The sequence below is a fragment of the Flavihumibacter solisilvae genome (assembly GCF_000814475.1).
GTDB classification, from domain to species: domain Bacteria; phylum Bacteroidota; class Bacteroidia; order Chitinophagales; family Chitinophagaceae; genus Flavihumibacter; species Flavihumibacter solisilvae.
The window spans coordinates 95,011-109,217 of the sequence record NZ_JSVC01000024.1; the positions used below are offsets into that span (position 1 = coordinate 95,011).

Annotated in this window: 12 protein-coding genes and 1 tRNA gene; 8 read left to right on the forward strand and 5 right to left on the reverse strand. The window is 47.7% G+C overall.

The genetic code is table 11. From position 1 onward, the window contains the following. Positions 1–2: 2 nt before the first annotated feature. The 4 genes from OI18_RS19865 to OI18_RS19880 form a co-directional block, all read right to left on the reverse strand. Positions 3–737: a LytR/AlgR family response regulator transcription factor gene (locus OI18_RS19865; RefSeq protein WP_039143096.1), complete on the reverse strand. Its 735-nt coding sequence runs from the start codon at positions 735–737 to the stop codon at positions 3–5. Next, a complete protein-coding gene (locus tag OI18_RS19870) occupies positions 734–1,873 on the reverse strand; it encodes a sensor histidine kinase (protein WP_039143099.1) in 1,140 nt (379 codons plus the stop codon). The genes OI18_RS19865 and OI18_RS19870 overlap by 4 nt, the downstream gene beginning before the upstream one ends. 77 nt (positions 1,874–1,950) lie before the next feature. Further along, entirely contained in the window at positions 1,951–2,832 is an 882-nt protein-coding gene (gene dapA, locus OI18_RS19875) for a 4-hydroxy-tetrahydrodipicolinate synthase (RefSeq protein WP_039143100.1), read from the reverse strand. Positions 2,833–2,879: 47 nt separating this feature from the next. Continuing rightward, the gene (locus OI18_RS19880) at positions 2,880–3,860 is read right to left on the reverse strand and encodes an acetyl-CoA carboxylase carboxyltransferase subunit alpha (protein WP_039143103.1); all 981 of its coding nucleotides are present in this window, start codon (positions 3,858–3,860) and stop codon (positions 2,880–2,882) included. Between the two features lie 123 nt (positions 3,861–3,983). On the opposite strand from OI18_RS19880, the gene OI18_RS19885 reads away from it, so the two are divergent. The 7 genes from OI18_RS19885 (at position 3,984) to chrA (ending at position 12,420) form a co-directional block, all read left to right on the forward strand. Next, a tRNA-Asp gene (locus OI18_RS19885) sits at positions 3,984–4,057 on the forward strand. 105 nt (positions 4,058–4,162) lie between these two features. Continuing rightward, positions 4,163–4,915 (forward strand): carbonic anhydrase family protein, encoded by a 753-nt coding sequence (locus tag OI18_RS19890; protein WP_039143106.1) that lies wholly within the window; start codon positions 4,163–4,165, stop codon positions 4,913–4,915. Between the two features lie 74 nt (positions 4,916–4,989). After that, positions 4,990–5,424: a hypothetical protein gene (locus tag OI18_RS19895; RefSeq protein ID WP_039143107.1), complete on the forward strand. Its 435-nt coding sequence runs from the start codon at positions 4,990–4,992 to the stop codon at positions 5,422–5,424. A 102-nt stretch (positions 5,425–5,526) separates the two neighbouring features. Further along, on the forward strand, positions 5,527–6,609 hold the full coding sequence (locus tag OI18_RS19900; RefSeq protein ID WP_039143108.1) for an efflux RND transporter periplasmic adaptor subunit: 1,083 nt from the start codon (positions 5,527–5,529) through the stop codon (positions 6,607–6,609). 18 nt (positions 6,610–6,627) lie between these two features. Beyond that, on the forward strand, positions 6,628–9,795 hold the full coding sequence (locus OI18_RS19905; RefSeq protein WP_039143111.1) for an efflux RND transporter permease subunit: 3,168 nt from the start codon (positions 6,628–6,630) through the stop codon (positions 9,793–9,795). Then, a complete protein-coding gene (locus OI18_RS19910) occupies positions 9,788–11,224 on the forward strand; it encodes a TolC family protein (RefSeq protein ID WP_039143113.1) in 1,437 nt (478 codons plus the stop codon). Before OI18_RS19905 ends, OI18_RS19910 begins: the two co-directional genes overlap by 8 nt. A 65-nt stretch (positions 11,225–11,289) precedes the next feature. Next, positions 11,290–12,420, forward strand: a complete 1,131-nt coding sequence (gene chrA, locus OI18_RS19915) for a chromate efflux transporter (RefSeq protein WP_039143203.1) — start codon at positions 11,290–11,292, stop codon at positions 12,418–12,420. On the opposite strand, the gene OI18_RS24330 is transcribed toward chrA, so the two are convergent. Next, positions 12,359–13,006: a DUF998 domain-containing protein gene (locus tag OI18_RS24330; RefSeq protein WP_072039053.1), complete on the reverse strand. Its 648-nt coding sequence runs from the start codon at positions 13,004–13,006 to the stop codon at positions 12,359–12,361. The two genes, chrA and OI18_RS24330, sit on opposite strands and share 62 nt — an antisense overlap. Before the next feature lie 126 nt (positions 13,007–13,132). Between OI18_RS24330 and OI18_RS19925 the strand changes: the two genes are divergently transcribed. Beyond that, a complete protein-coding gene (locus tag OI18_RS19925) occupies positions 13,133–14,206 on the forward strand; it encodes an FUSC family protein (RefSeq protein ID WP_039143119.1) in 1,074 nt (357 codons plus the stop codon). Position 14,207 lies beyond the last annotated feature (1 nt).

A 14,207-nucleotide genomic window follows, 5' to 3' on the forward strand; every position in this document is an offset into this window, starting at 1 on the left:
ACTCAAAGGATATTGCGCTGGTTGATCCGTTCCATCAGCGCATCCTTATACAAATCACCGACCGGGACCTCGAGTTCACCCAGTTTGACAGCGTTCCTCTGGATGGACTCGATCCTGGTCAGTGATACAATAAATGACTTATGCACCCTGAAAAAATCATAAGGAAGTAATTTTTCTTCGAGGTGCTTCATACTCATTCGTGTAATGACCGGTCGCTTTGAGGACGCAAGGTGGATCTTCACGTAATCCTTATAGCCCTCAATCATAATCACATCATTGATGAGGATCCTTACGATGTTGTATTCAACATTAACAAAGAGATACTTCCCTTCTTCCTTAACCGCATTTGCAGGTTGCGCCTGGGTTGAGGCAGATCTTGATAAAAAAGAATCAAGCGCCTTCATACACGCTTCCAGGAAGCGGTCAAACGAAACAGGTTTAACCAGGTAATCGATAGCATTCACATTGTAACTCTCCAGTGCAAACTGTTCATATGCGGTCAGGAAAATAACTTTCGTGCGTCCCTTGAGACTCGAAGCCAGCTGCATACCGGAGAGTCCGGGCATCTGTATATCCAGGAACGCCAGGTCAACGGTTTCCTGTTGGAGCAGGCTGATTACTTCCATCGCATTTTTTGCCGTTCCCACCAGTTGGAGAAAAGGCACTTTGCTGATATTGTCCACCAGCAGGTCGAGCGCCAGCTGCTCATCATCCACTGCGATGCAACGTATGGTCATACCAGCCTGATTTGAAGTGTTACAAGATACACATTATCACTTTCAGTGATCAGGAGTTCATGTTTATGTGCATACAGCAGGTTAAGACGCCTGCGCACATTAGTCAGTCCTATTCCTGATGTTTCAAGGTCGGCATTGTTTCCCGCTGCGGAAAGGAAACTGTTGCTAACATGGAGATGCAGCAAACCTTTTTCGGTCCTGAGCTTTATGGCGATCTGCGGCTTGTACATGGAACCTGTGCTGTGCTTGAAAGCATTTTCCACAAAAGGAATGAGCAGCATTGGTTCAATGCTGTATTCGGCATCCGGCTCCCGGAGGTCAGCATCAAGCTGCACATCATTGCCGAACCGCAACATCTGCAGGTCGATATAATGTTGCAGGTATTCCATTTCTTTCCCCAGTGAAACACGGGTTTCATCGGATTCATACAACATATATCGCATCAGGCCGGAGAGCCTGATCAGCGAAGGTTCCAGCAAATCTGATTTTTTCCGGGCAAGTGATACCATGTTATTCAGCACGTTGAAAATAAAGTGGGGACTGATCTGCGACCGGAGGAATGACAATTCGGTACGGAGACTTTCATTCTCCGTCTCCTTCTTCTGGCGGTCAGCTTCGATTTTATCAGCAATGAAACGATAGGCGATACTGCCTGCCTGCACAAAAAAGAAGGGGAAGATATTGAAGAGGAGCGGCATCGGAAAACGGAACGCGATGCCTTTCATCCGCCAATAAAAATACAGGCTGACCAGTAAGGCTACTGAAACAAATAAGAGCACCTGGACCAAAATATATTGAAGGACTTTTCGCCTGTAAACCAAAGCGGGGATGAGTGCGAAGGCATTCAGGTAAAAAATACCAATCCATGACAGGTTCATGGCCATGGCTGCCTGAGTAAAAAATTTCGGCTCGGTCCTGTCGGCCCGCCGTGGTGGAGGTCCCGGAAATCTTACCGCACTGTCGTTGTGATAGTGCGGTAATTTATCCGGGTGAATCATTCTTTCATTCCTGGGCCGGTCTTCCTCCGATTCCAATACTGTTCGCATCAGGTGTGGCAGGAAAAGTGTCACAACCCACGCGAACACATGGTAACAGATAATGGCCCATTTGGAAGTATACCAGCTGGTTGTCTGCATTTATGCAAAAATTACATAAAAGGATCACAACCTGCTTATGTTGCGATGAACAGTTATCATACCGCTACAAAACCGCCTTACTTCATGAGATAATCATGCACTTTCTGCCTGAGGCCCTGGCTGAGGGGAACGAGCGGCAGTCGCAGGTGGTTTTCAATAAGTCCGAGTTCCGCCAGGAACGCCTTAACGCCAGCCGGGTTGTTTTCCGCAAAAAGCAGGTGATATGCTTCAAGCATGGTGTCGTTCAGTTCCTTTGCTTTCTTGAAATCGAATGCGAGTCCGGCGCGAACCATATCGGAGAATTTACGCGGCAGGCAGTTTGCTGCAACGCTGATCACTCCATCCATTCCACAGGCAAGCTGGGGCATAACGAGATCGTCGTCACCGCTTACAACCAGGAAATTTTCAGGACGGTCTTTCAGCAGCTGCATGCACTGAACCATGTTATTTGCGGCTTCTTTAATACCCGCGATATTATTCACTTCATGTGCGAGGCGAAGAGCCGTGGATGCTTCCATGTTGCGGCCGGTACGCCCGGGAACATTATACAGGATAATGGGCTTTGGCGAAGCAGCTGCCAATGCCTTATAATGCTGGAAAATCCCTTCCTGTGAAGGCTTGTTGTAATATGGACTTGCGCTTAGCACGGCAGCTGCTTTATCCAGCGGAAATTGCTCCAGGTCATTCACAAGTTCATTGGTATTGTTGCCACCGATACCTACCACAACAGGAACGCGCCCGTCCACCATTTCGTAGGTAAAATTGACGATGTCAATTTTTTCTTCTTTCGATAAGGTCGGAGTTTCACCGGTGGTACCCAGGGTAACCACGTATTCAATACCGTTCTTTATAATGAAGTTGATAAGACTTTCAAGTGCAGAGTAATCAATTTTGCCGGAAGATGTAAAAGGGGTTACCAGCGCCACGCCGGTACCACGGAGAGATTGCCTGAGAGACATGGAAATATTTTAGATTTTAGTCGTGTGAAAAATTATTCAGGGCCGGATCATGCCGGCAATTCATCCCAGAAGCCCATTTTACTGAACTTCGTAATGCGTTGACGAACCCGCTCTTCTGCGGGCACCTGTTTCAGGTCCTGTAAAGTTTCTACGAGCACGGACTTCAGGTTGGCTGCGGCCTGGTCATAATCCCAGTGTGCCCCGCCGATTGGTTCGGGAACTATACGGTCAACCAGTCCGAATTTAAACATATGATCAGAGGTAAGCCTCAATTCTTCAGCTGCCTTTTCTTTCATTTCCCAACTGCGCCAGAGGATGGACGAACAGCTTTCCGGCGAGATCACGGTGTACCAAGTATTTTCAAGCATCATAACGCGGTCGCCCACACCGATGCCCAATGCTCCACCTGATGCTCCCTCTCCTATCACCACACAAATCACGGGTACTTTGAGGCGCATCATTTCATAGATGTTGCGGGCAATGGCTTCACCCTGGCCGCGCTCTTCCGCTTCAAGCCCGGGATAGGCACCCGGCGTATCGATAAGGGTGATGATGGGTTTATTGAACTTTTCCGCGAGACGCATCAGGCGTAATGCCTTACGATATCCTTCGGGGTTTGCCATTCCGAAATTGCGGAGCTGGCGCATTTTTGTGTTGATACCTTTCTGCTGACCAATGAACATTACCGTTTCACCGTTAAGCTGTGCAAACCCGCCGACCATGGCTTTGTCATCGCGGACATTCCGGTCGCCATGAAGTTCAACGAAACCTGTTGTCATCTTGCCGATATATTTCATGGTATAAGGGCGATCCGGATGACGGCTCAGTTGTACTTTCTGCCAGCTGGTAAGATTCTGAGTAATTTCTTTTCTTCTTTCAATGACGAGATTCTCGAGCTCGGAGATGGGACCACTCATATCGACCTTAGGATTTTTTTCCTGGGCCTGTTTCATTTTTTCAATTTCGTCAAAGAGATCTTTAATCGGTTTTTCAAATTCCAGGAATTGTCTGTTCTTATTCTCCGGCATAAGTAGTTGTTGAGCTGTAAAATTAAGGGATGAAAAAAATTTACGAAAAGTTTGTTTGTAAAGACGAATTCCCGTTATCTTTGCAATCCCAATTACGAACAACATGTTCAAAATGAGGGAAATGGATCGGTAGTTCAGTTGGTTAGAATGCCGCCCTGTCACGGCGGAGGTCGCGGGTTCGAGTCCCGTCCGGTCCGCAAAGGCTCACTTCAAAAGTGAGCCTTTTGCTTTCCTGCCCCATTACATCCCACGCTTCTTTGAAAACTTTTACTGCGGACTGCCAACTGATAAAATCAGGACATATGACAAAGTTTTCACTAGCATTGATATGTCTATTTGCAACAGGAACCTTTCTCTCCTGCCAAAACAATGCATCCAGACAACAGCCGGAAAATACGTCGAAACCAGTTGATTCAGCTCTTAAGCCATTAAGGGAAAAAGTATTGACAGCTGAAGAACAAAAAGCACTAACGCCTGACAGGGTTATTGAAATCCTGAAAGAAGGAAATCAAAGGTTCCGGTCAAATAATACAACCTTAAGGGATCATTCTGCGATGGTACGAGATGCAGCCGCCGGACAATATCCAAAGGCGATTGTTCTTTCCTGTGTAGACAGCCGAATTCCTGTTGAAGATGTGTTTGACAGGGGGATCGGTGATCTCTTTGTGGCCCGGGTGGCAGGAAATTTTGTAAATACAGACATCCTAGGCAGCATGGAATTCGCATGCAAAGTATCCGGCGCCAAACTGGTATTGGTAATGGGACATGAAGCATGCGGCGCTATCAAAGCTGCCATTGATAATGTAAAATTGGGCAATATAACTGCCATGATCAATAACATCACTCCCGCTGTTGCGCAGTCACAGGATTTCCAGGGTGAGAAGTCATCCAAAAACGAAGCATTTGTTGAGTGGGTCGCGAAAAAGAATGTATTGAATACTATAACAACACTCATAACCAAAAGTGCCATATTAAAAGAAATGGCGGATAACGGTGAGATTAAGGTCATTGGTGCATATTACGACCTGCATACAGGAGAAGTCATTTTCCTTTAAATAAAAAGCACTTCCGAATTAACGATAATTAATTTTCCAGGCTGCAGGGTTTGAATTACTTTTGGTACCCGTCGATGAAATCTTTTGTGCGATTTTTTCTATCCCTGTGTGTTCTCCTGGTCATTGGCTCAGGACACCTGAATGCCCACTGGCACCAGGAAAAAACGCGCCATGCTACTTTCAGCAGGAATAAAGGTTCTGCACATGCAGACCTTTACAATATCCGCACGGAACATGTTGGTATACTACGGTCGGGCCACTCCGGCTCAGGAAGGAAGCAAAACCGTTCCGTAACTGTAATCAATGAAAGCCAGGAAGAAGAAGACGACGATGAAGATAAACACGGAGCCTCACGCAGAATCAAAGAGGCATTCAATCATTTCATCGCTTCATTCTACGCCCCCGAATTTTCCCTTACCCACTGCTCTCTGACCGAACTCCCGCCACCCGGGAATACTTTTATTTCTCCCACTTTCAGGCACATATTTATCAGGGTTATCAGGATATGATCAACCCCTTCCCTGCTTGCCCATCCTTTTCCGCTTGCCCGGTAGCAACCAGCTATAAGGGTTAAGCCTCGTATTACATCTTACTAAATCCCCCACATTCATATGAACAGAATGCTCATTCTCATGGGCTTGTGCGCCCTTTTGTGCACCACCAGCTGCATGTCCAAAAAAGTAAAAGAAGAAGAAGAAATAAAGTTTCTCGTTACCAGTCCGCTTAAGGCCGACACTACCGTTACCAACGAATATGTATGCCAGATCCGTTCGATCCGGAACATTGAACTCAGGGCCCAGGAGAAAGGTTACCTGCAGGATATTTTCGTAGACGAAGGACAGTTTGTACGGAAAGGACAACTCCTTTTCAAGATCATGCCACGGATCTATGAAGCCGAACTGCAGAAGGCACAGGCAGAAGTGAATGCAGTCGAAATCGAAGTCCAGAATACCCAGGCGCTGACAGATAAAAACATCGTATCGAAGAATGAACTGGCAATGGCCAAAGCAAAACTCGGCAAAGCCCGCGCAGAAATGGAACTGGCAAAAGTTCATCTCGATTTTACGGAGATAAGAGCGCCATTTGATGGACTGGTAGATCGCCTGCACCTGAAACTCGGAAGCCTGGTCGAAGAGGGTGAATTGCTTACCAGCCTTTCCGACAACAGTAAGATGTGGGTCTATTTCAATGTATCTGAACGCGAATACCTTGATCTCCAGGGCCAGGCAAAATCAAAAGGCAAGCTTCCCGTAAGCCTGCTGATGGCCAACAACCAGTTATTTAAACACCCGGGTGTAATTGAAACGATCGAAAGTGAATTCGACAATGAAACCGGCAACATTGCATTCCGCGCAACTTTCCCCAATCCTGAAGGAATCCTGCGGCATGGCGAAACAGGAAACATTATTGTGAAGGAGCAATTGAAAGATGCCCTGATAGTTCCCCAGAAAGCCACGCTGGAAATCATGGACAAGAAATATGTCTATGTGGTCGACAACAACCACATTGTAAAGCTGAGACCTGTAACAATCGCGACGGAAATGCCTGACCTCTACGTGATCAGGGATGGACTTGCCGAAGGCGAGAAGATCCTTTTGGAAGGATTGGGTAAAGTGAAAAATAACGACAAGATCGCCTTCGATTACGAGGAGCCAGGTTCGGTAATCGCTCACCTGAAGTTACCTACTGAGTAATAACCAAAAAGCAAGCAAATGTTCAACATATTCATGAAGCGGCCGGTCTTTGCCATAGTGATCTCACTGGTCATTATGTTCATGGGCATACTGGCCATTAATACGCTACCCACATCCCAATTTCCTTCCATCGCACCACCACGGGTACTGGTGAGTGTTGCGTACCCTGGCGCCAGTGCAGATGTACTGGTTAAATCAGTGCTCATTCCAATGGAAAAAGCTGTAAACGGCGTTCCGGGAATGAGATACATGACTTCCGATGCAACAAGTGCGGGCGAAGCCAACATCCAGGTGGTGTTTGACCTCGGCACTGACCCCAACCAGGCAGTAGTTAACGTTAAGAACAGGATCGAACAGGTTACAAACAGGTTGCCGATCCTCGTGCAGCGGGAGGGAATCATCGTGAACATACTTCAGCCGAACATGCTGATGTATGTGAATATTTATAGTAAGGATCCGCATGCAGATGAAAAGTTCCTGTACAACTATGCCAACGTGAACATCCTTCAGGAACTCAAGCGCGTTACAGGAGTGGGAACTGCCCAGATCCTCGGAAGCCGCCAGTACGCCATGCGTGTATGGCTGAAGCCTGACCGGATGCGTGCATATAACGTGTCAACGGAAGAAGTGATGGAGGCGCTCGGCAACCAGAGCGTGATCGGTTCACCAGGAAGGCTGGGCCGCAGTGATGGCAAGCGCTCCGAAGCTCTCGAATACGTTCTTACCTACCAGGGAAGATATAACCAGCCTGATCAATACAAGGATGTAATCATCCGCGCAAAATCAGATGGGCAGGTCCTTCACCTAAAAGATGTGGCAGAAGTTGAACTGGGAAGTGAATACTATGATATCTATTCAAACCTTAACAACCACCCATCCGCGGCTATCGTTCTGAAACAAACTTATGGAAGTAATGCAAGTGAAGTAATCAAAAACATCAAGGCGAAACTTGAAGAAATCAAGGGCAGCTCTTTCCCCCCGGGAATGGAATACGAGATCAGTTACGACGTTTCCAGCTTCCTTAACGCCTCGATTGAAAAGGTGGTCCACACACTCGCAGAAGCTTTTATACTTGTGGCATTGGTGGTGTTCCTCTTCCTCGGCGACTGGCGTTCCACATTGATTCCAACCCTCGCGGTTCCGGTTTCACTTATCGGGACATTCTTCGTCATGCAGATGTTCGGACTGACCATTAACCTCATCACCCTGTTCGCTCTCGTACTGGCGATCGGAATTGTGGTCGACAATGCCATCGTCGTAATCGAAGCGGTGCATGCCAAAATGGAAAACGAGCACCTGAGTCCATTCCAGGCTTCGAAACAGGTCTTGCACGAGATAGCAGGAGCTATTGTCGCCATCACATTTGTAATGGCTGCCGTTTTTATACCCGTTGCATTTATGACCGGGCCGGTCGGAATCTTCTACCGCCAGTTCTCGATCACAATGGCAACGGCGATCGTGCTATCGGGAGTTGTGGCGTTGACCCTTACACCGGTACTCTGTGCGATGATCCTGAAGAACAACCATGGACAACCGAAAAAGAAAACGCCGGTCGACAGGCTGCTCGGCAGCTTTAACCGGGGCTTCGACAAACTCACAGGCAGGTATGCAGGGTTGTTGAAAATGATCGTTCATCGCAGGACAGTCACTTTCGGCTTACTCGTCGCATTCTGTATAGGAATATTTGGTATCGGCCGGAAACTGCCTTCAGGCTTTATCCCGAACGAAGACCAGGGGATGATCTATGCCATCCTCCAGACTCCGCCCGGCTCCACGCTCGAAAGAACGAATGAGATCGCGCGGAAGCTGCAGGAGATCGCAGAACACGTGGAAGGTATTCAATCGGTATCAGCGCTCGCTGGTTACGAAGTTTTGACCGAAGGCCGCGGATCGAATGCCGGAACCTGCCTGATCAACCTGAAAGAATGGTCGGAACGAAAACACTCTGTTACCGAGATCATCGAGGAACTGGAAGTGAAGGCCAAAGAAATTCCGGGTGCTACGATCGAGTTCTTCGGTCCGCCTGCAGTCCCAGGTTATGGAGCGGCCGGAGGTTTTGCCATGCGACTGCTTGACAAGACGAATAACGATGACTACAAGGAACTCGAAAAAGTGAATGAAGATTTCATGGCCGCGCTAAAAAAGCGTAAAGAACTGACGGGCCTGTTCACCTTCTTCAGCGCCAACTACCCGCAATACGAACTGGAGATCGACAATAATGCTGCAATGCAGAAAGGTGTAACGATCGGCAAGGCAATGGATAACCTGTCTGTCCTGATCGGAAGCTCATACGAACTGGGCTTCATCCGTTTCGGAACCTATTTCAAAGTGTTTGTGCAGGCTGCACCCGAATACCGTGCGCTGCCGGATGACCTCATGAATCTTTATGTGAAAAACGACCGTGATGAAATGGTGCCCTATTCAGCATTCATGAAGATCAAAAAGACACATGGACTGAATGAGATAACCCGTTACAACATGTACACTTCGTCTGCAATCCGGGGAGAGCCCGCTGCAGGCTACAGCAGTGGTGAAGCGATCGAGGTGATCAAAGAAGTAGCTGCGCAAACGCTGCCACGCGGGTATGACATCGATTGGGAAGGACTTTCAAAAGATGAATCCGCCCGCGGGAACGAAGCGATTTACATCTTCCTCGTTGTACTGATGTTTGTTTACCTGATCCTCGCAGCGCAATACGAAAGTTTTGTTCTGCCACTTGCCGTGATCCTCTCACTTCCGGCAGGTGTGTTTGGTTCATTCCTCCTGATCAAGATGATGGGATTGGCAAACGATATCTATGCGCAGGTGGGACTTGTAATGCTGGTCGGACTGCTGGGTAAAAACGCCGTACTGATCGTGGAGTTTGCCGTGCAGGAACATCGTGCAGGTAAATCAATATTTGATGCTGCCGTTGAAGGAGCCAGGGTAAGGTTCCGGCCGATCCTGATGACTTCACTGGCCTTTATCGCCGGACTGGTACCACTGCTATTTGCAACTGGCCCGGGAGCGATCGGCAACCGTACAATCGGTGCAGCATCAGCTGGCGGGATGTTGCTGGGAACAGTCTTTGGTGTAATTGTTATCCCGGGATTGTATTTCGTGTTCGCGAAAATAGCAGAAAGAAGAAAGCTTATTAAAGACGAGGATGAAAATCCATTAACTGAAGAAATTGATCACAATGTTTAAAATCAATAAAATAAAATACCTGGGAACCGGACTCTTGATCATCGCTTTTGCAGCCTGTAAGATCCCGGCTGTAACAGTAAAGACAGAGAATACCTCCTCTCCTTCAGCATATGCCCAACCAGGAGATTCATCTTCTAATACGGCTAAGATGCCCTGGAAGGAATATTTCACTGATCCTAACCTGGCAGCGCTGATTGATACGGCCCTCAGGAACAACCAGGAACTTAATATCACCTTACAGGAAATCGAGATCAGCCGGAACGAGATCCGCGCAAGGAAAGGTGAATACCTGCCTTTCGTCGGGGTTAAAGTGGGAACAGGTGTGGAGAAGGTGGGAAGATATACCAGTCGCGGAGCAATGGAAGCCACGACGGAGATCAAACCAGGAAAAGAAATGCCGGAGCCACTCACCGACCAGCTGGTTGCCGCATATGCATCGTGGGAACTCGATATCTGGCATAAACTGCGCAACGCCAAGAAAGCTGCCGTGGACAGGTACCTGTCTTCCATCGAAGGCAAGAACTTCCTGGTTACTAACCTTGTTGCAGAAGTTGCCAACTCTTACTATGAACTCGTGGCCCTGGATAACGAACTGGAGATCGTAAAGCAGAATATTGAGATCCAGCGAAACGCGTTGGAGATCGTAAAATTCCAGAAAGAGGCGACGCGGGTAACAGAACTTGCAGTGCGAAAATTCGAAGCGGAGGTGCTGCATACCACAAGTCTGCAGTACGACATCATGCAACAGATCACCGAGACGGAGAACCGGATTAATTTTCTTCTCGGCAGGCATCCCCAGCCAATTGCCAGGAATCAACATGCTTTCGATACCCTGGCACCGACAAATATCCATGCAGGGATCCCTTCGCAGCTACTGTCAAATCGTCCCGATATCCGGCGCTATGAGCTGGAGCTGGCTGCAACAAAGCTTGATGTTAAAGTAGCAAGGGCACGATTCTTTCCTTCGGTGGGGATCTCCGCGTCGCTGGGGTACCAGGCATTCAACCCCTCATACCTGCTGAAAACGCCGGAGTCGCTGTTGTATTCACTTGCAGGCGACCTGGCTGCGCCACTGATCAACCGGAATGCTATCAAAGCGGATTATTATAATGCAAATGCCCGGCAGGTACAGGCAGTGTTTAATTATGAGCGCAGCATTGTGAATGCTTATTTTGAAGTGGCCAATCAGCTGGCGAAGATCGGCAACCTCGAAAAAAAGTACGACCTGAAATCGAAGCAGGTGGATGCACTCACGCAATCCATCGAGATCTCAAACGACTTGTTCAAATCAGCAAGAGCGGATTACATGGAGGTTTTATTAACCCAGCGTGATGCGCTTGACTCCAAATTTGAGCTGGTTGAAACAAGGAAACAGCAGATGTCGGCCATGGTGAATATTTACCAGGCACTCGGCGGTGGCTGGAAATAACCAGTTTGTTAAAAACAATTCCTGATAACTGCCCGCAATATATTGCGGGCAGTTATTTTTATACCATGCAGGATAAACAATCATCACGGCTCATTGAACTTGCAAAACTATTCCTGAAGCTCGGGACCATTGGGTTTGGCGGACCGGCAGTTCATATTGCCATGATGGAAGAGGAAGTCGTAAGAAAGCGAAAATGGTTTACCCATGAACATTTTCTCGACCTTGTTGGAGCCACCAACCTGATACCCGGGCCGAATTCCACGGAAATGACCATGCACTGCGGTCATGAGCGTGCCGGCTATAAAGGGTTGATCGTAGCGGGTACCTGTTTTATCCTTCCGGCAGTGATCATTACAGGAGTATTCGCCTGGCTGTACCAGCAATACGGAAAGTTACCGCAGGTGGAACTTTTCATTTATGGAATTAAACCCGCCGTAATCGGCGTAATTATTTCCCTGATGATAACCCTTGGTAAAAAAGCGCTCAAATCATTTGAGCTGGGAATCCTGGGAGTAACTGCTGCTGTTCTGGTGCTTACTGGTGTCAACGAAATTTACGTGCTCTTTGGTGCGGGCGTAACAGGAATAGGAATCCATTTAATAAAAGCAGGCAAAAGATCTGCCCTGGGAATAGTTCCTTTTTTCCTGTATCAGGTACCAGCTTTCACTGCCGGTTCCCATGCGTGGAAATTGTTCTGGATATTTTTAAAAATCGGCTCAATACTTTATGGTAGCGGATATGTTCTATTCGCTTTTCTCGATGCCGAATTGGTTGATACAGGAATGCTTACCCGAACCACCCTGGTAGACGCAATTGCAGTAGGACAGTTCACCCCGGGACCGGTTTTTTCATCCGCTACTTCCATTGGCTGGCAGATAGGCGGATTTCCCGGCGCAGTAGCTGCCACCGCCGGCATCTTTCTTCCATCATTTTTGTTTGTTGCGCTTCTGAATCCCCTGATCCCGAAATTACGCAAGTCGACATCAATGTCTGCATTCCTTGACGCAGTCAATATTGCTGCAGTAGCAATAATCCTGGCAGTATGTGTGGATATGATAAAAGCATCGATAGTCGACTGGCGAACTATCCTGATCGCTTTTTCAGGATTTGGGGTTACAATTGCATTTCCGAAGTTCAATACTGCTTTTGTGATATTGGGTGGAGCTGCAATGGGTTATATCTTATCATCTTTCTAGCCAATACAACAATCCATAGCATGTATGCGCCGATACTGATACGTTCCCAGACACCTATCAACGGAGTTGACAAATTGGCTTCCATATCCGGACTTTGCAACGCCGTCACGATCCCAAACACCAACATTACAAGCAGGGAAACAGCGGAATAAACCCGGAATGGTTTATCCAGGCATACGGCGCTTAATACCATCACAACCATCATCACCGAAACGCTGATGATTGTAAACACAATATGTAAAGTATCTGTGAGGGTTCCACCACCTGCTGCCAGAACCTCCCTCTGGTGCATGGGAGGCCAGAAGACACCTATAATAGAATTGGCTACCAACAGGATTCCGGCCAGCTGCAACCAGGTGTTCTTAGCCGACAACCATACACCCAGGCCGAAAGCTATACCCAGCAGCGAATGCACAACAGCAAAAGATACCCAAAGCGACCTTACCGGTGAGCCAATTGCAGAAAGTTCACTGACAGTCTGGGAGGCAGAATTATATCCCTCATACCTGATGTCGCACAGGATATTCATAACCACGTAAAGCAATGAAGACAGGATCCCGCACCAGAGCAGTTTCGTCGTTTTCATGTGTGCCTTTTTAATAAACAGGAAATTCCGATAAAAAAATGAGGAACACGCTGACTGCAATCATCGCGCATCCTGATCTTCATCAGGCAGCGCCGCAAAGTGTAATGATTCCTATAATTTCGGCCCATGAACAAAAGTCCTGCCTGGGCAAAATTGCTGGATTCGCTGTTTGAGGTACGACAAACGGAAAGATTATGGCATATCCCGCTACTTGCATCCCTTTGCGCAGGAATTCCATTGGCAGCAGGTCTCTATTTTGGTCAATTGCGATATGGTATCCTTGCCAGCACAGCGGCATTGGTCATACTTTATCTTCCTGCATCAACTGTCGCACATCGCATGATCACCATGCTTGCCTGTTCTTTCGGTATTTTGGTTTGCTTCACTACCGGCATTATTTTCAGTTTTAACGAGATCGTTTCTTCCATTGTATTCGGTGTGCTGAGCTTCGCCATTCAATGGGTAGCCAATTATTTCAGAATGAAACCGCCTGGAAGTTTCTTCTTTATCATGATCGCCGCCATCGCAAGCTGTAATCCTTTTGATGCTGCAACCATTCCGGCGAAAGTTGGTATTGTTGGAATGGGTACCATGCTTGCATGTGTGTTGGCCTTTACTTACAGCCTTTATATCGTACGCCGGATACCGGCCGGGACCGAAGTCATCCAGATAAAAAGGAAGCCATATCACAATACAGTTGAATCGGCGATAATGGGAGTCTTTATGGGGCTTTCATTAGTGATCGCACACCTGCTCAAATGGCAGAATCCTTATTGGGTACCAATTTCATGTCTTGCCGTATTACAGGGAGTTTCCCTTCACCATGTATGGCAACGCAGCCTGCACCGGATCCTGGGCACATTTGTTGGCCTCGGTATTACATGGCTGATCCTTCACTTACCAATTACACCGCTGTTCATATGCATCAGCATATTTGTATTACAGTTTATGGTCGAAATGCTGATCGTGCGGCACTATGGACTTGCCGTTGTTTTTATAACCCCGCTTACCATTTTTCTGGCCGAAGCAGGCAGCGCAATGACAACCGACCCGAATGTGCTGATCCCTGCCCGCATGCTGGAAATAGCAGTCGGCAGTGTTATAGGGGCATTTGCCGGATGGTTCATCCATCACGAACAACTTCGGGAAAGAGCAGCAAGGCATCTCCGGAAGACGAGAGTGATGATTATGAAAAAATGAA

Coding starts and splice junctions, on each gene's coding strand:
- OI18_RS19865 (WP_039143096.1), bottom strand. CDS start 737: ATGACCATACGTTGCATCGCAGTGGATGATGAGCAGCTGGCGCTCGAC.
- OI18_RS19870 (WP_039143099.1), bottom strand. CDS start 1,873: ATGCAGACAACCAGCTGGTATACTTCCAAATGGGCCATTATCTGTTAC.
- dapA (WP_039143100.1), bottom strand. CDS start 2,832: ATGTCTCTCAGGCAATCTCTCCGTGGTACCGGCGTGGCGCTGGTAACC.
- OI18_RS19880 (WP_039143103.1), bottom strand. CDS start 3,860: ATGCCGGAGAATAAGAACAGACAATTCCTGGAATTTGAAAAACCGATT.
- OI18_RS19890 (WP_039143106.1), top strand. CDS start 4,163: ATGACAAAGTTTTCACTAGCATTGATATGTCTATTTGCAACAGGAACC.
- OI18_RS19895 (WP_039143107.1), top strand. CDS start 4,990: ATGAAATCTTTTGTGCGATTTTTTCTATCCCTGTGTGTTCTCCTGGTC.
- OI18_RS19900 (WP_039143108.1), top strand. CDS start 5,527: ATGAACAGAATGCTCATTCTCATGGGCTTGTGCGCCCTTTTGTGCACC.
- OI18_RS19905 (WP_039143111.1), top strand. CDS start 6,628: ATGTTCAACATATTCATGAAGCGGCCGGTCTTTGCCATAGTGATCTCA.
- OI18_RS19910 (WP_039143113.1), top strand. CDS start 9,788: ATGTTTAAAATCAATAAAATAAAATACCTGGGAACCGGACTCTTGATC.
- chrA (WP_039143203.1), top strand. CDS start 11,290: ATGCAGGATAAACAATCATCACGGCTCATTGAACTTGCAAAACTATTC.
- OI18_RS24330 (WP_072039053.1), bottom strand. CDS start 13,006: ATGAAAACGACGAAACTGCTCTGGTGCGGGATCCTGTCTTCATTGCTT.
- OI18_RS19925 (WP_039143119.1), top strand. CDS start 13,133: ATGAACAAAAGTCCTGCCTGGGCAAAATTGCTGGATTCGCTGTTTGAG.